This window comes from Caballeronia sp. KNU42 (assembly GCF_053760385.1).
In genome coordinates, this window is sequence record NZ_CM132388.1 from 299,485 (window position 1) to 317,900 (window position 18,416).

The window sequence follows — 18,416 nt, forward strand, 5'->3', positions numbered from 1 at the left end:
CGGAAGGTGCATTCAGATCACTTGATCTTTGACTTTTTCACGCCTAATCTGGCCGCCCGTCATCTGAATACCCTGGCTTATGGACCGCTTCAAGCAAATAGAAACGTTCGTGGCGGTCGTCGCGAAGGGAAGCCTGTCTGCCGCGGCACTCGCCGAGGGCGTCGCGCCTGCCGTGATCGGACGGCGGCTGGACGCGCTGGAAGAGCGGCTCGGCGTGAAGCTGCTCGTGCGCACCACGCGCAGGCTGACGCTTACCTTCGAGGGGTCAGCATTCCTGGAGGATTGCCAGCGGGTCATCCACGACATGCAGAGCGCGGAGGCGAGCGTGTCGGCCGGCGGGGTGAAGGCGAGCGGGCATCTGCGAGTGTCGGCCCCGGCGGGTTTCGGGAGGCGCCATGTTGCCGCGCTCGTTCCTGTTTTCACGTCGATGCATCCGGATGTATCGATCACGCTCGACCTCACGGATCGTATGGTCGACCTGGTGAACGAAGGTTTCGATTGCGCGGTGCGGCTGGGCGAGTTGCCGGATTCGTCGCTGGTGTCGTTGAAGCTGGGTGAGAACCGCCGGGTTTGCGTGGCGTCACCGGAATATTTGCGCGAGCGCGGCGCCCCCGCCGATCTCGACGCGCTCGCGCAGCACAACTGCCTGCCGCTTGGGGCGAGTTCGAATCAGCAGCGCGGCTGGGTGTTCCAGAAAGACGGCAAGGTCGTACAGATGCGCGTGTCCGGCACCATGGAATGCTCCGACGGCGCCGTGCTGCACGAGTGGTGTCTCGCCGGATACGGGCTGGCGTGGCGCTCATGGTGGGAAGTCGGCGAGGACATCGCCCACGGGCGTCTTGTCAGCGTGCTCGATGCTTTCGCCGCGCCGCCAATCGGAATTCACGCTGTCTTTCCACAGCGACGCCATTTGCCGCTACGAGTGCGTCTTTTTCTCGACCTGTTGAAACATACCTTCGGCGCGTCAGGTTATTGGGGTTGATTTGCCCGCTGCCCGCCTTGATCCAGTTACTACAATGAAAGTGCACGATACGATGGCCACTGCCAAGGAGTCGACCATGTTCAAGCACATTCTGGTTCCGACGGACGGATCGGTTCTTTCGCAAAAAGCCATTGATGGCGCGATCGATCTTGCCCAGTCTGTGGGTGCACGGATCACGGCCTATGCGTGCTTGCCGCTGTATCCGTATTCCCCTTTCGCCGATGTCGCCGTCGAGCCGCCCGGGGATTTTCATGAGCGCGCCGAACGTGAAGCACGGGAGCATCTCGGAGCGGTCGAAAAGGCCGCTGACGCCGTCGGCGTTTCGTGTAATTCCGTGACGAGCGTGGAATCCTCGCCGTATATCGGCATTATCGATATTGCTGAGCGGGATGGCTGCGATGTGATTTTCATGGCGTCGCACGGGAGGAGGGGGCTGGGGAGTTTGCTGATTGGCAGCGAGACCCAGCGGGTGCTGACCCACACCAAGATTCCGGTGATTGTTTATCGGTGAAGGGCAGTCATACCGCGCGGCATGCAGATTGAGGGTTTCAGTTGCCACGCATGGTTGACCCATACCGCTTGCCGACCATGAAAACGCAAAAAAGGGCATACGGCTTGTGGCCATATGCCCTTCAGGCGCTTAAAGCAGCTTTGGATTATTAAGCGACTTTCTTCTCGAAGAATTGTTCGTCTTCGGTCGAGCCGTGCAACGCGGTCGTCGATGCGTCTTTTTCAACTGCTTGCGTCACTGCATCGAAGTAGCCCGTTCCCACTTCACGCTGATGCTTCACCGCGGTGAAACCCTTCTCAGCCGCCGCGAACTCCGCTTCCTGCATCTCGACAAACGCGCTCATCTGATTGCGTGCATAGCCGTGCGCGAGATTGAACATCGAGTAATTCAGCGCATGGAAACCGGCCAGCGTGATGAACTGGAACTTGTAGCCCATTGCGCCGAGCTCCTTCTGGAATTTGGCGATGGTCGCGTCGTCCAGGTTCTTCTTCCAGTTGAACGACGGCGAGCAGTTGTACGAGAGCAGCTTGCCCGGGAATTCACGATGAATCGCCTCGGCAAACTTCTTCGCGTACGCCAGATCCGGCTTGCCGGTTTCGCACCAGATCATGTCGGCATATGGCGCGTAGGCGAGGCCACGCGACACGGCTTGTTCCAGGCCCGGCTTCGTGCGGAAGAAACCTTCCACGGTGCGCTCGCCGGTCAGGAACGGCCGGTCGTTTTCATCGACATCCGATGTCACCAGATCCGCCGCTTCCGCATCGGTGCGGGCGAGCAGGATCGTGCTCGTGCCCGAAACGTCCGCCGCGAGACGCGCGGCCGTGAGTTTCGCGATGTTTTCGCGCGTCGGCACGAGCACCTTGCCGCCCATGTGCCCGCATTTTTTCACCGATGCCAGCTGATCCTCGAAGTGCACGCCCGCAGCGCCGGCTTCGATCATCGCCTTCATCAGTTCGAACGCGTTCAGCACGCCGCCGAAACCTGCTTCGGCGTCGGCTACGATGGGCTGGAAGAAGTCGAGATACCCTTCATCGCCGGGATTCTTGCCCTCCGACCACTGGATCTGGTCGGCGCGCGTCAGCGTGTTATTGATGCGCTTGACCACCAGCGGCACCGAATTCGCCGGGTACAGCGACTGATCGGGATACATCTCGCCGGCCACATTCGCGTCGCCCGCCACTTGCCAACCGGACAAGTAGATCGCCTTCAAACCCGCCTTGACCTGTTGCATGGCCTGGTTGCCGGTCAGCGCGCCAAGTGCGTTGACGAACGGCTCATCATGAATCGACGCCCACAGCTTCTGCGCGCCACGTTTCGCCAGCGTGTGCTCTACCGGCACCGACCCGCGCAGCCGCACGACGTCGTCGGCGGTGTAGCTGCGCTTGATGCCCTTCCAGCGCGGATCCGTGTCCCATTGCTTTTGAAGTTCCTGAGCTTGTTGTTGGCGCGTCATGGCGTTTCTCCTCTGATGACCTGACTGATGACTGATGAATGGTCGTCCTGGTTGAGCAGTCGATAAAGTCTCGGTGTTTCTTGATGCTCAACTCTTATATAAGAGTCTAGGGAATGGAGGATGGCGGGGCCAGTTGTTTGGAGAAGTTTTTGGATATAAATTATCTTTATAAATCAATGATTTGAAAATAATATTTCACGATATAAAACGATCTTTTCCATGCCGGGACGTTACGCCTTGTGCCATGCATCAACAATTTCGCGGCACAAAAGATCTTTCCGCATTATGAAATTCAGGGCGTGGACGAAAAAAAACCGACGCACACGGCATCGGTTTCATTTTGTTGGCGCACGCAAGAAGCGCGCGCCGTACTTATTACGACTTAGCTGCCACGACGCGGAGCGCGCGGGCCGTCGTTGCGACGTGCTGCATAGCCGTCACGCGAACCGCCGCCGAAGCCCGAACCACCGTCACGCGATCCGCCACCGCTACGATAGCCGTCACGCGAGCCACCGTCGCGCGAATCGCGGGCACCGGCGCTTGCCGGCTTGTTGCCCCAGCCGCCCGGCTTGGCCGAGCCGCCGTTGCCGGCACCGCCGCTACCGAAGCGGCGACCCGCGCCGCCAGCACCAGCGCCACCGCCCGGACGGCCACGGCCGCCAAAGCCAGGACGACCACCGCCACCGCCGGCCGGAGCCGAGCGACGCGGTTCGAAACCAGCAATAACGCTCACATTCAGCGGCAGGCGAACAAAACGCTCGATGCGCTTCAACGCGCCTTGCTCAGCGTGATGCACGAGGCTGATTGCCGTACCCGTGCGGCCGGCACGGCCCGTACGGCCGATACGGTGAACATAATCTTCCGCGAACTTCGGCAGATCGTAGTTGAACACGTGCGTGATGCCGGGGATGTCGATACCGCGAGCCGCGACATCGGTTGCCACCAGCACGCGCACTTTGCGCTCGCGCAGTGCACGAATCGTGCGGTTACGCGCGCCTTGCGGCAGATCGCCGTGCAGGGCAGCCGATTCGAAACCAGCGTCCGACAAGCGGATAGCCAGTTGGTCAGCGTCGTTCTTGGTCGCCGTGAAGACGATAGCCTGATCCAGGCCGGAGTCGCGCAACAGGTGGTCGAGCAGACGATCCTTGTGATCGCGGTCATCGACGTAATGCACGGTTTGCGCAATGTTGTTCTGCGCTTCGAGCTTTTGAATGATCTCGATGCGTTCCGGGTTCTTCAACAGGCGGCCGGTCAGCGAGCTGATCTTGCCGTCGATGGTTGCCGAGAACAGCAGCGTCTGACGCGTGGCCGGCGTAGCGGCAACAATGGTTTCGATATCGTCGATGAAACCCATGTCCAGCATGCGGTCAGCTTCGTCGAGCACGAGGATTTGCAGTTGCGACAGGTCAATACGGCCGCGTTCCAGGTGGTCGAGCAAACGGCCCGGCGTAGCGACCAGGATTTCCGGGTTCTTCGCGAGCAGCATCAATTGCTGGCCATACGCGACACCGCCAAGAATGCTGACCGTGCGCAACCGGCGCAGGTGCTTGCCGTACGTGGTCGCGGCGGCAGTAACCTGCATCGCGAGTTCACGGGTCGGGGTCAGGACCAGCATGGTCGGACGAGCGACCGGCTGGGTGCGGCGGGCCGGGCGGGCGTTCGGGTCGTGCGGCTCACGCGGAGCGGCAGCCTTCGCTTTTTCGAGCTGCGAGAAACGTTCGATAGCCGGCAGCATGAATGCTGCGGTCTTGCCCGAACCGGTCGGGCTGGAAACCAGCAAGTCGCGGCCGGCGAGCGCTGCGGGAATCGCGCGCTGCTGAACCGGCGTCGGCACTTGATAGCCGGCGGCCGTCAGTGCAACGACGATCTCCGGCGACAGGCCGAGCGACTCGAAGCTCGGGCCAGTCTGCACGGCGATAGCAGCAGCAACGGGCGCGACTGAAGAAATAGGGGCGGGGATAGCGGGCGAAGCAGATGCTGCCGGCGCGGCGGGTGCGTCTTCACCGAGTGCCAGTGCAGCGATGGAGTCCAGCGGGCTATGGGTGTTGCTCGAAGTCATGTCTTTCCTTGAAACGGGGAATAAGGCGTGTGGCGCCAATCGGCATACCCAAGTCGTCAGATTCAGCGAGCAAAGAAGCAGCGAGCAAATCGAAAAACGGGGGCAGCTCGCAACAATAAAGGCGAGCTTTTCGTTAGAAGCTGTATCGGATTCGACAGGCCGAGGCGGCTTTGTCGTCAGCCTGATGCATGATCGGCCGAAGAGAAGGCCTAGCAGGGAGGGGACAGTTTCTAAACTGGATTGGAGCAAAACGCTACGAGGCGCCGCGCTGCGCGGGTTGAATCAACTAATGAATTGATAAAAACCAACAACTCATCCGGTCACAGTGAAGCGCAGGCAAGAGTATAACGGCAATTGTTGCGCTGCGCCAGATTTTAAGACAGTTTGATTCAACTTGTTGTCGGCCGGGGCGGGCAGTTTCGCCTGCATCTTGAAAAAGCGCCGCCGGATGCTCAACCAACGGGCGCCCGACGCCGTTCCACCCGGCTTTTATGCCGAAGCGCCGCTTTTCAGCGATTCCACCAGCCCGATATATTGCTGCTTCGCCGTGTCCTGCGGCGTGCCCGCGAGTGCGGTCCAGGCGTCGTATTTGTATTTGCCGGCGATATCGGCGAAACCCGGCTTGTCGCCTTGCACGTCGCCTACGCTCGCTTGCTTGTAGAGCGCGTAGAGGCGCAGCAGCGTGAGGTTGCCGGGGCGCTCGGGCAATTCCTTGACGTCCGCTTGGGCGAGCGCAAATTGCGCGTCGAGTTCGTTGATTCCGCTCATTCGGTTCTCCGGACATGCTGGTTAAGGACCGGCGATCATAGCAAGCCGGTTGCGCGTGCTTGTCGAGGGTTTCTTCCAGAATTTACCGCCGAGCCGCACTGTGCGGCGCGAGCGGACGTTGTTCGCTGGACGCGCTCGCCCCTCACGGCTCACGCGTTACGCCACGCATTACAATAGCGGCCATGACACGCACCGTTTTGCTCGCCCTCGATACCTCGACCGAATTCTGTTCAGTCGCGCTGCTGATCGCCGACCCCGACCCGACTGCCGCCGCCGTGGTGTATGGAAGCGCTCCTCATTACTCTGCTGGCGAAGTCCACGTCTGGTTCAGCCATGAATTGACGGGACCGGTATCCAGCACGCGCCTTCTGCCCGCGATCCGCGAATTGTTCGATACCGCCGGTTTGAAGCTTCAGGATTGCTCGGCAATCGCGTTCGGCGCCGGACCCGGCTCATTTACCGGTTTGCGCACGGCAACCGGCGTCGCGCAGGGGTTGGCGTTCGGGTTGAGCGTGCCGGTGGTGCCGGTTGGCACCTTGCTCGCCTGCGCGGAGTTCGCGCGCTTGCACGAGCCATCGGCGACGCGCGTACTCGCGGCGCTCGACGCCCGCATGAACGAGGCGTACTGGGCGGATTTCCGCTGGGACTCGGCGGCGGGTGAGTGGGCCACCGTGCAGGCGGCATCGCTCGACCTGCCCGAGGCAATTGTCCGGCCGGACGAGCCGTTCACGCTGGCAGGCAATGCGGCGGCGGCTTTCGGTGATCGATTGGCCATGCCGGCCGCTCCGGCGTGCCGTATCGATTTCGATGCGCTGCCGCACGCGTTGCCCGTGGCGCTCGCCGGGTTGCGCGCGCTGCGTGCCGGCCGGACGGTCGCACCCGATCAGGCTGCGCCCGAGTACGTACGCAACAAGGTCGCACAGACCACCGCCGAGCGGATGGACGCGCGTGCCGCCAAAGTTGCCGCCGCTGCAGGAGATCACGCCGCCCCCGCCGCCCCTTTGGTTCAAACGACGGAGCCTCTACGGTGAGCGGCGTGTTGATGGCGGATCGTTATCTGTCGTCGATGACGGAAGCCGATCTCGATGAGGTCGCCGCCATCGAGAAGCTCGCCTACGAATTTCCCTGGACCCGCGGCAATTTCCAGGACTCGCTGCGCAACGGCTATTTCGGCGTGTGCCTGCGCCATGTCACCGGGACGTTGCTGGGTTATTGCGTGCTGATGCCGGTCGTCGATGAAATGCATCTGCTGAATCTGTGCGTCGCGCCCCAGGCGCAACACGCCGGAGCCGGGCTTACGTTGCTGCGCGAAGCGGTGCGCATCTCGCGGCAGCAGAAACTCGAGGGCGTGCTGCTGGAAGTACGGCCGTCGAATCCGCGCGCCATCCAGCTTTACGAGCGCTTTGGTTTTGCCACCATCGGGCGGCGCAAAAACTATTACCCCGCGCGGCACCGATCGCGCGAGGATGCACTCGTCATGCGTCTGACGTTTTCAAAGGAGGCCGTGGATGGCGCTGCATAAGTCGATGCTGGAAGAGTTCGGGCTGGGAACGGTCTGGGTGAGGCGGGCGGCGTCGGCTTCGGCTTCGGCTTCGGCTGATGCGCCCGTCGCCGTGCCCGATCAGTCGACAGATTCGACAGCGATTGCGCTCGATCGTAAAGCGGCTGCCGTGGCTCCCCGCATGCCAGTCGAAGAAGCGCACGCACCGGTTGCCCGGAAAACTGATCCCGTCGATACGCTGACAGCGCTCGACGCCGCTCTTTCTGCCGCCCAGGCGAGCCATGGCAACGCGCCTCAAGCTCCGCCTGCAACGCCCGCTTCCATAGAACCCCCAGTCTTCGATGACCTCCCGTGGCTCGACGATGTACCGCCGCAAGCGCTTGCCGCATCGGAAACCGCCGATGACACGGCCGCCGATATCGCGACCCTCGACTGGGACACGCTCGCCGCTCGCGTCGCCGTGTGCGAACGCTGCCGTTTGTGCGAGCGCCGCACGAACTCTGTGTTCGGCGTGGGTGACCGGGACGCGGACTGGATGTTGATCGGTGAAGCGCCTGGTGAGAACGAGGACAAGCTGGGCGAGCCGTTCGTCGGCCAGGCGGGCAAGCTGCTCGACAGCATGCTGCACGCGGTGGCGTTATCGCGTGAGGACAACGTGTTCATCGCGAACGTGATCAAGTGCCGCCCGCCCGGTAACCGCAATCCTGAACTCGATGAAGTCGCGCGCTGCGAGCCCTATCTGAAGCGCCAGGTCGAACTGGTGAAACCCAAGCTGATTGTGGCGCTCGGGCGGTTTGCCGCGCAGAGCCTGCTCAAGACGGAGGCGAGCATTGCATCGTTGCGGGGACGGGTGCATGACTATCAGGGTGTACCGGTCATCGTCACGTATCACCCGGCCTACTTGCTGCGCAGTCTCCCCGATAAAGCCAAGGCATGGGCCGATCTGTGCCTCGCACAGGCTACTTACCGCAAGTCGCTGCAGGCGGCAGACGGGCAGTGACGGCCGCGGACGAGATCACGCCATTGCGCAATCCCGCCGTCCGGGATCTCGCTTGGCTGCTGTTCTCGCCAAACTTGCTGAGTGCGTCGCGCGCGGGCGCGCCGCTCGCGCAGCCGGCCGCAACGACGACAGAGCGCCAAACCACGCTGGCCTGGCTCGCCGCGCTCGATCGCGACCCCGCAGCCCTTCATGCACAGGTTCACAAACCGTCGCTGACGCGGCTCGGTTTCTATGCCGAAGCGCTGCTCGAATACTTCCTGACGCATGGCCCGCACGCGCGGCTGATTGCAGCGAACATCCCGTTGCGCACAGCAGGACTTACGCTCGGGGAAGTCGATTTCCTGCTACAGGACGAGCGTGGCGAGCGGCTGCACTGGGAACTCGCGGTGAAGTTTTATCTGCACATCGGCGAGGGTGACGGGGCTGCTACGCTGGCTCACTATGTTGGCCCGAATCTGCAGGATCGCTTCGACCTGAAACACGCGCGGCTCCTGAATCACCAACTGGGTTTGAGTGCACGCGATGAGTTCGCATCGCTCGGTTTCGAGGGTCCGTGGCGCGCCGAGTTGTTCGTCAAGGGACGCTTGTTTTATCGCGATGACGATCTGGGCCTCGCGTCGAATCCGCCGGCTGAACTTGCCGAGAATCATCTGCGAGGGTGGTGGAAAACAGCGTCGGAGTGGCAGGATTCGAAGACGGACGGACTATTTGCTTCGTTGCCCAGATTGGGATGGATGGCAGAACGAACGTTATCGGCGCAAGAGGGGGAGGCGCTGGTTGAGCAGACGGCGGTGTTGTCTGAGCGCGTTGAAACGCTGTCGTCGCCGATCATGGTCGCGCGTTACGAACATTGCCACTTCCCGACCGGCGACATCTGGCGCGAGCACTCGCGCGGTTTTATCGTGCCCGATGAATGGCCGGAGCGCGCCGCTGACTTTGCGGGTTAAGCATGCTTCCTGACCCCGCCGGCCGAGCTCGCGATCAGCGAAGCGACCCTCACCACCACTTGAAAAAATGATGCACCGGACCAACCCCGTGGCCGACGTCCAGCCGCGCGCTCTGTTCGATCGCGCCAGTCAGATAAAGCTTGGCGTCGGCGGTAGCGGCGGCGAGTGAATCGCGTTGGGGCAGCAGCGCCGCAATCGACGACGACAACGTGCACCCCGTCCCATGCGTGTTCTTCACCGGCACACGCGGTCCGCCAAGCCGCAGCGATCCGCTGTCTTCGATCAGCCAGTCGGGGCTATCGGCGGAACTTAAGTGGCCGCCCTTCATCAACACCGCCCGCGCGCCCAATGCTCGCAGCGCTTCGCCCTGGCGCACCATCGCGTCCTCATCTTCAGCCGATGCCACGTTCAGCAACGCAGCCGCTTCCGGCAGATTCGGCGTGACCAGCGTCGCGAGCGGCAGCAGTTCATCGCGTAACGCAGCCACTGCATCCGACGCGAGCAGAGCGTGATTGCTCTTGGAAATCATCACCGTATCGAGCACCACATGCACTGGCCGATACCGGCGCAACGCCGCCGCTACCGCGCGCACCACATCGGCATTGGCGAGCATGCCAATCTTCACGGCATCGACGCGGATATCGTCGAAAACGGCGTCGAGCTGAGCGGTGACGAACGACGCGTCGGGCGTATGGATGGCGGTTACGCCGCGCGTGTTCTGCGCGGTGAGCGCCGTGATAACGGACAAACCGTAAGCGCCAAGCGCCGAGAACGCCTTGAGGTCGGCCTGGATGCCCGCGCCGCCGCCGGAATCGGAACCGGCGATGGTCAGGACGTTTGGGATCGAATGGATCATGAGGTTTTCAGGAGAAGGCCAGCAATCGTTGCGCGGCGAGGCGCGGGTCGGCGGCGGTGCAGATGGCGGATACGACCGCGATCCCGCCCGGTCCCGCGCGTTTGACATCGGCGGCGTTGTGCAACTGGATGCCGCCGATAGCCACCGTCGGATGAAGAGAGCGCGAGCACAGCGCGGCGAGGCCGTCGATACCGCAAGCCGCCGATGCGTCCGGCTTGGTCGGTGTATCGAATACCGGCCCCACGCCGACGTAATCGATCATCGCGCCCAGCGTGTTGGCGTGATCGACCTGCAGCGCGTCTGACACCGACAGCCCGATCAACGCCTGCGCCCCCAGCAGCTTCCTGGCGACATCCGGCGGCAAGTCGTTCTGACCGATATGCACGCCATCGGCGCCGGCCGCGAGCGCGACATCGACGTGATCGTTGATGATAAGCGGCACGCCAAACCGGCGCGTGAGCGGCAACAGATCCAGCGCAAGCGCCAGCCACGCGCGTTTGTGCCACTCGGGCGCACGCAGTTGCACGATCGTCGCGCCGCCATCGAGCGCTGCACGGGTGACATCGAGCGCGCGTGCATGGCCGCCGCACTGAACGGGATCGAGGACGAGATACAGCGAAAGATCGAGCGTCATCACGTGATGGACACTTCACGCGCCACGAGCGTGGCGGTGAACAGGTTGGCATCGAGAGACGCCAGCCGGTCGAGATACGCAACTGCGAAACTGCCTGGCAATGCCGCGTCGCGCGATGCCAACTCACCCGCGATGCTCGAATAGGCGATAGCGGCGACCGTAGCCGCCCAGCGTTCATCGCTATCGGCCACGCCCACAAACGCCGCGACCGTCGCCGATAGCGCGCAGCCCACGCCGGTTACGCGCGTCATCAACGGCGATCCATTCGATAACGCGATCGTCCGGCGGCCGTCAGTCACGTAATCGGTCTGCCCCGTGACGGCCACAACGGCGCCTGTATTGAGCGCGAGGAGTTGGGCGGCGTCGAGCGCGGCTTCGGCGAACGCGGTGCTGTCGACGCCGCGTGCGCTCGATTCGCCGCCCGACAAGCTGATGATCTCCGACGCGTTGCCGCGAATCACGGTGGGATGCATATCGAGCAGGTCAAAGGCGAACGCCGTGCGAAAACTCAGCGGGCCGACCGCGACGGGGTCCAGCACCCACGGTTTATGCGCACGATGCGCGGCCTCCACCGCGGCGCGGATCGCCTTGCTTTGCGGCAAGTCGAGCGTGCCGAGGTTCACCGATACGGCGTTGACCAGCGGCACGAATTCGCCCACTTCCTCGCGGGCGATGACCATCGCGGGTGCAGCGCCCAGCGCGAGCAGCACGTTCGCGGTGAAGTTCGTGACGACGAGATTCGTCAGGCAGTGGACGAGCGGCGCGCGTTCGCGCACGCGCACGGCGAACGAAAAGAGATCGGCGGCGAGCATGGGCAGGGTGTCAGGAAAATGGTGATAGCGGGATTATCGCGCGCCGGGCGGTTGGGTGTCCGGTGTGGTTTCAGGCTCTGACTGGGTCAGCCCGTGCGACCCACACGGACTGCCTAATCCCAAAGCCACCACTCAATGACGAGATTCGCCGATCAGCGCGACCGAATCGAAGGCGCGCTGATTCGCCTGATGCCGCCGCATGACGAAGTACATCATCAGGCAGACGAAGGTGCCGAACAGCACGATCACAAATTGAATCGGCACGTCGAGCCAGACGAGCACGGCGTACAGGCACAACATCACGAGCACCGAGAGGTTCTCGTTGAAATTTTGCACTGCAATAGAGTGACCCGCCGACAACAGCACGTGGCCGCGATGCTGCAGCAGCGCATTCATTGGCACCACGAAGAAGCCCGACAGGCCGCCTACGATCATCAGGAAGATATACGCGACGATCAGATAACCCGGAACGTGCATCCGACCGAAATAGATGCCCCAGTGCACGGGAAACAGATGCTTCGAATAGAACGCGAGCAGCATGACCGCAACACCCATCATGATGCCGACCGGCAACACGGACAGCGACTTCTTCAGCGGCACGCGCGCCGCCGCGAGAATGGCGCCGACCGCCACGCCAACGGCGATGATCGCCTGCAGGATGGCGGCTTCCGAGAGCGACATGCCGAGCGAGACTTCCGCCCATTTGAGCACGATGAACTGCAGCGTCGCGCCCGCGCCCCAGAACAGCGTGGTCACGGCGAGCGAGATCTGGCCGAGCTTGTCGTGCCAGAGCACGTTGAAACAATCGGCGAAATCGGTGATCAGTTTGAGCGGGCGATGCTCCTGCTTCGGATACCGCGCGCCGGTGTCGGGAATCCGCAGGTTGAAAAGCGCCGCGACAATGTACATGAGCACGATCACGAGCATCGCGCCTTCGGCGGGGGTATCGACCTTCGGGATATGCAACTGCAGGATGTGCGACGCAATATGCGGACTGATCAGCGCACCGCCCATGACGGTGCCGAGGATGATCGATCCGACCGTGGTGCCCTCGATCCAGCCGTTCGCCGCGACCAGGCGGTCGGCCGGCAAGAGCTCCGTGAGGATGCCGTATTTGGCGGGCGAATACGCAGCGGCGCCGAATCCGACAATGCCGTAGGCGAGCAACGGATGCGCGCCGACCAGCATCGTCAGGCAGCCGACGACCTTGATCGAGTTGGTGACGAACATCACGTGGCCCTTCGGTCTCGAGTCTGCAAAGGCACCGACGAAAGCGGCCAGAACAACGTATGACAGCACAAAAAACAGCTTGAGCAGCGGTGTCATCCAGTTCGGAGCGTGAAGATCTTTCAGCAGGGCGATCGCAGCGATCAGAAGGGCATTGTCGGCCAGCGACGAGAAAAACTGCGCGGCCATGATGGTGTAAAAACCTTTTTTCATCTGATCCGATGCTAGTCCGCACTGCGGGTAATCCGCCCCGTTCGCACACGGCGCGCTCGTCGCTCGCGTCCGGCTCTGCGCTCAGGCTCCCGTTCAGGCATTTTCTGTTCGAAATGGGTTGTGTGCACGGCTTTATAACACGAAAATAGGCGCATTCTGACTAGCAGTAACGTGCATGACAATTCGCGGACGTTCCGGCCCGAACGTCACCGGTCTGCAAGGCGCCGATAAGACATTGATTCGGGTACTGATTCAGCTATTGGCTCGCCAAATCGGTTATTTTCGAATTTATCACCGTGTGCACGGTCTCTTACTGAGCAGCCATCATATGCAATGATCGATCGGCGGCGGATCTTCCCCAAGCGGCCGATATCGTTTCCGAGAGGTCATGATTAGGGCACGATCGGCTGCCTGCGTGCCGGGTGAGAAACGCAGCCGTTCGGCGAGCCTTCTTGCAACCGTCAAGCTGCGGTCCGCTCTTGCATAATCACCTCTCTTTCCAACTGAACTTCCCATGCCGCGCCCGATATCCGCCACCATCCACACCGCTGCACTTGCCAGCAATCTCGCCGTCGCACGCCGTCACGCGCCGAAATCCAAGATATGGGCCGTGGTCAAGGCCAATGCATATGGCCATGGCGTGGCGCGAGCGTTCCCCGGATTGCGCGCAACCGACGGTTTTGGTCTGCTTGACCTCGAAGAAGCGGTCAAGTTGCGTGAGTTGGGCTGGGCCGGTCCTATCTTGCTGCTGGAAGGTTTTTTCCGTCCGACTGATATCGACGTCATCGATCGTTACAGCCTGACCACGGCCGTGCATTGCGATGAACAGTTGCGGATGCTCGAAATGGCGCGGCTGTCGAAGCCGGTCAATATCCAGCTCAAGATGAACAGCGGCATGAACCGGCTCGGCTACACGCCCGAGCGCTTTCGGGCCGCGTGGGAACGCGCGCGGGCAGTGCAGGGCGTCGGCCAGATCACGCTGATGACCCATTTCTCCGATGCCGACGGTCCGCGCGGCATCGATCATCAACTCGAAGCGTTCGAGCGCGGCGCTGAAGGCATCGCGGGGGCGCGCAGTCTTTCCAATTCCGCGGCCACGCTCTGGCATGCAGCCGCGCATTTCGACTGGGTGCGTCCCGGCATCATTTTGTATGGCGCGTCGCCGTCGGGCAAAACGGCGGATATCGCCACGACCGGACTGCGTCCGGCCATGACGCTTGCGTCCGAGTTGATCGGCGTGCAGACCGTGCCCGCGGGTCACTCGATCGGCTACGGTTCGGTGTTCTCGGCCACAGGTCCTATGCGGATCGGTGTAGTGGCGTGCGGTTATGCCGACGGTTATCCTCGATGTGCGCCCGAAGGTACGCCAGTTATCGTCGATGGTGTGCTGACGCGGATTGTCGGCCGGGTGTCCATGGACATGCTGACGGTCGACTTGACGCCTATCCCAACTGCTGGGATCGGGGCGCACGTGGAGTTGTGGGGCACGAAACTGCCGATCGACGACGTTGCGGCGGCGTGCGGCACGATCGGATACGAGTTGATGTGCGCAGTCGCGCCGCGCGTGCCAATGCGCGCGGAATAGAGCGCGGTTGCTGTGCTTGTTTGGATGTGTAACGACGGAATTCAGGAAGGCGAGTGGCGAAAGTAGCGAAGGTCAAGACACTATACGTATGCAGCGACTGCGGCGGTCAGGCGCCGAAATGGCAAGGTCAATGTCCCGCTTGCGGCGCGTGGAACACGCTGGTCGAGTCGGTGGCGGAGTCACCCTCGGCGCATCGCTTTCAAGCACTTGCGAAGACCTCTCCGGTGCAGCGCTTGTCCGAGATCGAAGCGTCGGACGTGCCGCGCTTTACCACGGGTATTGGTGAATTCGACCGGGTGCTGGGCGGCGGACTGGTGGCCGGCGGCGTGGTGCTGATCGGCGGGGACCCGGGCATCGGAAAATCCACGCTTTTGCTGCAATCTCTGGCGGAAATTGCCCGCGAGCGACCCGCGCTTTATATCAGCGGCGAGGAGTCCGGCGCGCAGATTGCATTGCGTGCGCAACGGCTCGGCCTGCTCGGGGACTCCGGCAACGCAGCACCCGATTTGCGCTTGCTGGCGGAAATCCAGCTGGAGCGAATCCAGGCAACTATCGATACCGAGCGGCCGGAAGTGGCGGTCATCGATTCAATTCAAACTGTTTATTCCGAAGCGCTGACCTCGGCACCTGGATCGGTTGCGCAAGTGCGCGAATGCGCCGCGCAACTCACGCGCATTGCGAAGCAGACGGGCACAGCCATCATCATGGTCGGCCACGTGACCAAGGAAGGCAATCTCGCCGGGCCGCGCGTGCTTGAACACATCGTGGATACGGTGCTGTATTTCGAAGGCGACACCCACTCGTCGTTCCGGCTCGTGCGCGCGTTCAAGAACCGTTTCGGCGCGGTGAACGAGCTTGGCGTATTCGCGATGACCGAGCGCGGTTTGCGTGGCGTGGCGAATCCGTCGGCGCTGTTTTTATCGCAGCATGAGCAGAGCGTTCCCGGTTCATGTGTGCTGGTGACGCAGGAAGGTTCGCGGCCGTTATTGGTGGAAGTGCAGGCGCTTGTGGATACCGCGCATGTCCCGAATCCGCGCCGTCTGGCCGTAGGGCTGGAGCAGAACCGGCTTGCGTTGCTCCTGGCCGTGTTGCATCGGCATGCGGGCATTGCGTGCTTCGATCAGGACGTATTCCTGAACGCGGTGGGCGGCGTGAAGATCACGGAACCCGCGGCCGATCTCGCCGTACTGCTCGCCATCCACTCGTCGATGCGTAACAAGGCGCTGCCCAAGGGTCTGATCGTGTTCGGCGAAGTCGGGTTGGCGGGTGAAATCAGGCCATCGCCGCGGGGTCAGGATCGACTGAAGGAGGCCGCGAAACTGGGCTTCTCGATCGCGCTGATTCCAAAGGCGAATGCGCCTAAGCAGCCTATTGAGGGGCTGGAAGTGATCGCGGTCGACCGGATTGAAGAGGCGATCGATCGCGTGCGGTCGCTGGCCTGAAGCGTTTCGTGATCGCGCTGCGATCTCGGCGCTGGTCGGTCCCTTAGTAATGTCGTGTAAAAAACCGCGAAGTTCGTGTAACCCACGCGGGGCGTGCTTTTTCTATCCTTGTATCGCGACAAACCCGGATACGAGCGGAAAGGAAAAAGGACCACGCCTTGAAACACGCAGATCAAACTTTGTCTCGCCCTTCTTTTCATATGCGCGGCTGCCGAGTGTCCGCGCCCATCCAGCAGCCATGGGGCGGCGGTTGCCGGATCGTCGAATGGATCGACGCCGAAGGGCAGATATCACGCCGTGTAGTCGCCGAAGACGTGACCGAAGATGAGGTTGTAGCGACCATTCGGCGCCACGTGACGGGACGCAAACACGTACTTGTGGACGACGAAGGAATGCCGCGGCAGACGCTGCCCCGCCGCTAGACCAGATTGAGCGGCGGACTTTCAGCCGATCTGCTCCAGTTCCTCGTGTGCCTCGAGCCATTGCGCTTCGAGTGTTTCCAGTTGCCCGTTCACATCGGCCTGACGGCGAATCGATTCCGTGAGTTTGGCCTTCATGGCAGGCTCGTAACTGGCGGCGTCGGCCACGAAAATATCAAGCTGCGCTTTCTCGGCGTTCAGCTTGTCCATCTCCTTCTCGATCTTCGAAATCCGCGATTGCAGCGGCTTTTTCAAATGCGAGAGTTTCTGCCGCTCTTGCGCCTCCTGACGACGCTGCTCCTTGCGGTTCTGCCCCGATTCCAGCGAATCGTCAGTTGAACTACTGCCGGCCATCTCCTTGGCAGCTGCCCGCTGCTCCGCTGCGTGCTGCAGCAGCCAGTCGCGATAATCGTCGAGATCACCGTCGAACGGCTGTAACCGGTGCTTCGCCACGAGCATGAAATTATCGGTCGTGGCGCGCAGCAAATGGCGATCGTGCGACACCAGGATCAAGGTGCCTTCGAACTGCGCGAGCGCCATAGTCAACGCGTGACGCGTTTCGAGATCCAGATGGTTCGTCGGTTCATCGAGCAGCAGTAAGTTGGGCTTTTGCCAGATGATCAACGCCAGCGCGAGCCGGGCCTTTTCTCCTCCGGAAAACGGCGCGATCTTCGCAGTCGCCATTTCGCCGGAAAAATTGAAGCCGCCGAGGAAATCGCGTAATTCCTGTTCGCGTGTGTCGGGCGCGAGCCGCGCGACGTGCTCCAGCGCGGAGTCCTGGGGACGCAAGGTTTCGAGTTGATGCTGCGCGAAATAGCCGATACGCAACCCTTTGCCCTCGCGCACCTTGCCGCTCAACGCTTCAAGCGTGCCCGCGAGCGTCTTGATGAGCGTCGATTTCCCCTGTCCGTTCGCACCAAGCAGGCCGATTCGCTGACCGTTCTGGATAGAGAGCGTGACGCCTTCCACGATCGGCACTTCACCCGCTTCCGTGTGATAACCGCAGCGTACGGCCTCCATCACCATCATCGGGTTCGGCGCGGCATCGGGCTCGCGGAATTCGAACGTGAACGGCGAAGAAGCATGGGCCGGTGCGATGATCTCCATCCGTTCCAGCGCCTTCACGCGGCTTTGCGCCTGCTTGGCCTTGGTCGCCTGCGCCTTGAAACGGTTGATGAAGCTTTGCAGATGCTCCACGGTCTTCTGCTGCTTCACATACGCGCTTTGTTGCAATGCGATCTGCTGCGCGCGCAGGATTTCGAACTGGCTGTAATTACCGCCGTAACGCTTGATCTGCCGATTCTCCAGATGCAGCGTCACGTTGCAGACTGAATCGAGGAATTCGCGATCGTGCGAGATCACGATCAGCGTTCCCGGATAGCGATGCAGCCAGTCTTCCAGCCAGATGATCGCGTCGAGATCCAGGTGGTTCGTGGGTTCGTCGAGCAGCAGCAGGTCCGAGCGGCACATCAGCGCCTGCGCCAGGTTCAGGCGCATGCGCCAGCCGCCGGAGAAGCTCGCCACCGGTTCCTTTGTTTGCGCGAGCGTGAAACCCAGGCCGATCAGCAGGGTTTCGGCGCGAGCGGGCGCGGTGTAACCGTCGGCGTCGGCGAAAGCGGCGTGCGCGTCGGCTTCAGCGGCGCCGTCGTGAGCCGCTGATGCCGCCGCAATTCGCGCTTCGATGCGCCGTAATTGCGTGTCGCCATCGAGCGTGTAGTCGAGCGCGGTGCGATCCACGGCCGGCGTTTCCTGCGCGACGTGCGCGATTTGCCACGACGGCGGCATCGAAAAATCGCCTCCATCAGCGTGCAAGTCGCCGCGCAGCACGGAGAAGAGCGTGGACTTGCCCGCGCCGTTAGCGCCGATGAGCCCCGCCTTTTCGCCAGGATTGAGCGCGAACGTGGTCTGTTCGAAGAGCGGTTTGGTGCCGCGGGCAAGGCTGAACTGGTTGAAACGAATCACGGCGCTAAGACCCAGGAAAGTACGGGAAAACGCTATTTTAGACCG

General features: G+C 62.0%; 17 protein-coding genes. 9 read left to right on the forward strand and 8 right to left on the reverse strand.

Features of this window, described 5'->3' with window-relative positions; all coding sequences use genetic code 11:
* Positions 1-79: 79 nt before the first annotated feature.
* Entirely contained in the window at positions 80-982 is a 903-nt protein-coding gene (locus tag ACSOSP_RS01240; RefSeq protein WP_455309119.1) for a LysR family transcriptional regulator, read from the forward strand.
* A gap of 76 nt (positions 983-1,058) precedes the next feature.
* The gene (locus tag ACSOSP_RS01245; RefSeq protein ID WP_455309120.1) at positions 1,059-1,493 is read left to right on the forward strand and encodes a universal stress protein; all 435 of its coding nucleotides are present in this window, start codon (positions 1,059-1,061) and stop codon (positions 1,491-1,493) included.
* A 148-nt stretch (positions 1,494-1,641) separates the two neighbouring features.
* Here ACSOSP_RS01245 and aceA read toward each other — a convergent pair whose 3' ends face one another.
* The 3 genes from aceA to ACSOSP_RS01260 all read right to left on the reverse strand — a co-directional run bounded on the left by aceA (position 1,642) and on the right by ACSOSP_RS01260 (position 5,773).
* A complete protein-coding gene (aceA, locus tag ACSOSP_RS01250) occupies positions 1,642-2,946 on the reverse strand; it encodes an isocitrate lyase (RefSeq protein ID WP_455309121.1) in 1,305 nt (434 codons plus the stop codon).
* 382 nt (positions 2,947-3,328) lie between these two features.
* Complete coding sequence (locus ACSOSP_RS01255; protein WP_455309122.1) at positions 3,329-5,005, reverse strand: DEAD/DEAH box helicase; 1,677 nt, start codon at positions 5,003-5,005, stop codon at positions 3,329-3,331.
* 489 nt (positions 5,006-5,494) lie between these two features.
* Positions 5,495-5,773: an acyl-CoA-binding protein gene (locus ACSOSP_RS01260; protein WP_455309123.1), complete on the reverse strand. Its 279-nt coding sequence runs from the start codon at positions 5,771-5,773 to the stop codon at positions 5,495-5,497.
* 182 nt (positions 5,774-5,955) lie between these two features.
* Between ACSOSP_RS01260 and tsaB the strand changes: the two genes are divergently transcribed.
* The 4 genes from tsaB to ACSOSP_RS01280 are packed head-to-tail and all read left to right on the forward strand — an operon-like array spanning position 5,956 to position 9,221.
* Positions 5,956-6,804: a tRNA (adenosine(37)-N6)-threonylcarbamoyltransferase complex dimerization subunit type 1 TsaB gene (gene tsaB / locus ACSOSP_RS01265; RefSeq protein ID WP_455309125.1), complete on the forward strand. Its 849-nt coding sequence runs from the start codon at positions 5,956-5,958 to the stop codon at positions 6,802-6,804.
* The gene (gene rimI / locus ACSOSP_RS01270) at positions 6,801-7,295 is read left to right on the forward strand and encodes a ribosomal protein S18-alanine N-acetyltransferase (protein WP_031363979.1); all 495 of its coding nucleotides are present in this window, start codon (positions 6,801-6,803) and stop codon (positions 7,293-7,295) included. Before tsaB ends, rimI begins: the two co-directional genes overlap by 4 nt.
* Positions 7,282-8,274: a uracil-DNA glycosylase gene (locus ACSOSP_RS01275; protein ID WP_455309126.1), complete on the forward strand. Its 993-nt coding sequence runs from the start codon at positions 7,282-7,284 to the stop codon at positions 8,272-8,274. The genes rimI and ACSOSP_RS01275 overlap by 14 nt, the downstream gene beginning before the upstream one ends.
* Positions 8,208-9,221 (forward strand): DUF1853 family protein, encoded by a 1,014-nt coding sequence (locus tag ACSOSP_RS01280; RefSeq protein ID WP_455309127.1) that lies wholly within the window; start codon positions 8,208-8,210, stop codon positions 9,219-9,221. Before ACSOSP_RS01275 ends, ACSOSP_RS01280 begins: the two co-directional genes overlap by 67 nt.
* Positions 9,222-9,270: 49 nt before the next feature.
* Here ACSOSP_RS01280 and thiD read toward each other — a convergent pair whose 3' ends face one another.
* From thiD to lplT, 4 genes are all read right to left on the reverse strand, one after another.
* Positions 9,271-10,077: a bifunctional hydroxymethylpyrimidine kinase/phosphomethylpyrimidine kinase gene (thiD, locus tag ACSOSP_RS01285; RefSeq protein WP_455309129.1), complete on the reverse strand. Its 807-nt coding sequence runs from the start codon at positions 10,075-10,077 to the stop codon at positions 9,271-9,273.
* 7 nt (positions 10,078-10,084) lie between these two features.
* Positions 10,085-10,711, reverse strand: a complete 627-nt coding sequence (gene thiE, locus ACSOSP_RS01290; RefSeq protein WP_455309131.1) for a thiamine phosphate synthase — start codon at positions 10,709-10,711, stop codon at positions 10,085-10,087.
* A complete protein-coding gene (gene thiM, locus ACSOSP_RS01295; protein WP_455309132.1) occupies positions 10,711-11,523 on the reverse strand; it encodes a hydroxyethylthiazole kinase in 813 nt (270 codons plus the stop codon). Before thiM ends, thiE begins: the two co-directional genes overlap by 1 nt.
* Before the next feature lie 132 nt (positions 11,524-11,655).
* On the reverse strand, positions 11,656-12,963 hold the full coding sequence (gene lplT, locus ACSOSP_RS01300) for a lysophospholipid transporter LplT (protein ID WP_455309134.1): 1,308 nt from the start codon (positions 12,961-12,963) through the stop codon (positions 11,656-11,658).
* Between the two features lie 514 nt (positions 12,964-13,477).
* Between lplT and alr the strand changes: the two genes are divergently transcribed.
* The 3 genes from alr (at position 13,478) to ACSOSP_RS01315 (ending at position 16,412) form a co-directional block, all read left to right on the forward strand.
* Positions 13,478-14,548: an alanine racemase gene (alr, locus tag ACSOSP_RS01305; protein WP_455309136.1), complete on the forward strand. Its 1,071-nt coding sequence runs from the start codon at positions 13,478-13,480 to the stop codon at positions 14,546-14,548.
* Between the two features lie 53 nt (positions 14,549-14,601).
* Complete coding sequence (radA, locus tag ACSOSP_RS01310; RefSeq protein ID WP_031363987.1) at positions 14,602-15,990, forward strand: DNA repair protein RadA; 1,389 nt, start codon at positions 14,602-14,604, stop codon at positions 15,988-15,990.
* Between the two features lie 200 nt (positions 15,991-16,190).
* The gene (locus ACSOSP_RS01315) at positions 16,191-16,412 is read left to right on the forward strand and encodes a DUF2866 domain-containing protein (protein ID WP_200878868.1); all 222 of its coding nucleotides are present in this window, start codon (positions 16,191-16,193) and stop codon (positions 16,410-16,412) included.
* 21 nt (positions 16,413-16,433) lie between these two features.
* On the opposite strand, the gene ACSOSP_RS01320 is transcribed toward ACSOSP_RS01315, so the two are convergent.
* Entirely contained in the window at positions 16,434-18,371 is a 1,938-nt protein-coding gene (locus ACSOSP_RS01320; RefSeq protein ID WP_455309137.1) for an ATP-binding cassette domain-containing protein, read from the reverse strand.
* Between the last annotated feature and the right edge of the window lie 45 nt (positions 18,372-18,416).

What these genes read in the sequence shown, in the direction of transcription:
- alr (WP_455309136.1), top strand. Translation starts at nt 13,478, where the DNA reads ATGCCGCGCCCGATATCCGCCACCATCCACACCGCTGCACTTGCCAGC.
- ACSOSP_RS01275 (WP_455309126.1), top strand. Translation starts at nt 7,282, where the DNA reads ATGGCGCTGCATAAGTCGATGCTGGAAGAGTTCGGGCTGGGAACGGTC.
- lplT (WP_455309134.1), bottom strand. Translation starts at nt 12,963, where the DNA reads ATGAAAAAAGGTTTTTACACCATCATGGCCGCGCAGTTTTTCTCGTCG.
- ACSOSP_RS01315 (WP_200878868.1), top strand. Translation starts at nt 16,191, where the DNA reads ATGCGCGGCTGCCGAGTGTCCGCGCCCATCCAGCAGCCATGGGGCGGC.
- aceA (WP_455309121.1), bottom strand. Translation starts at nt 2,946, where the DNA reads ATGACGCGCCAACAACAAGCTCAGGAACTTCAAAAGCAATGGGACACG.
- thiE (WP_455309131.1), bottom strand. Translation starts at nt 10,711, where the DNA reads ATGACGCTCGATCTTTCGCTGTATCTCGTCCTCGATCCCGTTCAGTGC.
- thiM (WP_455309132.1), bottom strand. Translation starts at nt 11,523, where the DNA reads ATGCTCGCCGCCGATCTCTTTTCGTTCGCCGTGCGCGTGCGCGAACGC.
- ACSOSP_RS01245 (WP_455309120.1), top strand. Translation starts at nt 1,059, where the DNA reads ATGTTCAAGCACATTCTGGTTCCGACGGACGGATCGGTTCTTTCGCAA.
- ACSOSP_RS01260 (WP_455309123.1), bottom strand. Translation starts at nt 5,773, where the DNA reads ATGAGCGGAATCAACGAACTCGACGCGCAATTTGCGCTCGCCCAAGCG.
- tsaB (WP_455309125.1), top strand. Translation starts at nt 5,956, where the DNA reads ATGACACGCACCGTTTTGCTCGCCCTCGATACCTCGACCGAATTCTGT.
- ACSOSP_RS01240 (WP_455309119.1), top strand. Translation starts at nt 80, where the DNA reads ATGGACCGCTTCAAGCAAATAGAAACGTTCGTGGCGGTCGTCGCGAAG.
- thiD (WP_455309129.1), bottom strand. Translation starts at nt 10,077, where the DNA reads ATGATCCATTCGATCCCAAACGTCCTGACCATCGCCGGTTCCGATTCC.
- ACSOSP_RS01255 (WP_455309122.1), bottom strand. Translation starts at nt 5,005, where the DNA reads ATGACTTCGAGCAACACCCATAGCCCGCTGGACTCCATCGCTGCACTG.
- ACSOSP_RS01280 (WP_455309127.1), top strand. Translation starts at nt 8,208, where the DNA reads ATGGGCCGATCTGTGCCTCGCACAGGCTACTTACCGCAAGTCGCTGCA.